At 67.0% G+C, this 706-nt stretch carries 1 protein-coding gene; it reads left to right on the top strand.

What is annotated here, in order from left to right; genetic code table 11:
• Nucleotides 1-706: DUF222 domain-containing protein (locus GD1_RS24060; protein WP_169798228.1), on the top strand; the 706-nt coding region annotated here is incomplete at both ends.

The following is a 706-nucleotide window of genomic DNA, read 5'->3' as shown; positions in this document are numbered from 1 at the left end:
CAGATGGCCGAACACACCTCCGGCGAGATGGACTCGATCGAGGCGTTCGAGGCGGCGGTCACCGCCGCCCGCTGTGGTGAGGATCCACGGGCCCGCTATGGCCCGGATGGTTTGGAACAGGCCATCGCGCATGTGGGTGCGGTGTTGTGCGTTCCGCCGGCGGTGGCCCGTGAGGTGATCACCCTCGGTGATGCGTTGCGGTATCGGGTGCCGTTGACCGCGGCCACCCTGGCGCAGGGCCGGATCGATGAGCAACGTTTCCGGATCGCGGTGGCAAGGACCCGGCTGGTGACTCCGGAATCGATCGAGCAGGTCGACGCCCGGATCGCCGAGCAGATCTATGCCCGTGACCAGATGTCGGTGAAACGGTTCACCACCATGGTCGACAAGACCGTGGCCGTGGTCGATCCGGACGCGGTGAAACGGCGTCGCGCTCATGCGAAGGCCGAACGTAAGGTGACCGTGACCCAGGATCGGTTCGTGCCGGGGCAGTCGCGGATCACCGCGAGTCTGCCGGATGTGGATGCCGCCCTGGTCGATGCCCGGTTGACCGCGATGGCCGAGTCGGTACATGCCGAGGATCCGCGGAGTCTGGCCCAGCGTCGTTCGGATGCGTTGATCGCGAGTTCGGTGCACCAGCAGTTGCGGTGTCTGTGCCCGCAGTGTGTTGCCGCGGCCGAGGTTGCGGTGTCGGAGCCGACCCCGC

It is taken from the genome of Gordonia desulfuricans NBRC 100010 (assembly GCF_001485495.1).
Taxonomy (GTDB): domain Bacteria; phylum Actinomycetota; class Actinomycetes; order Mycobacteriales; family Mycobacteriaceae; genus Gordonia; species Gordonia desulfuricans.
This window is presented reverse-complemented; position numbering and strand designations above follow the sequence as displayed.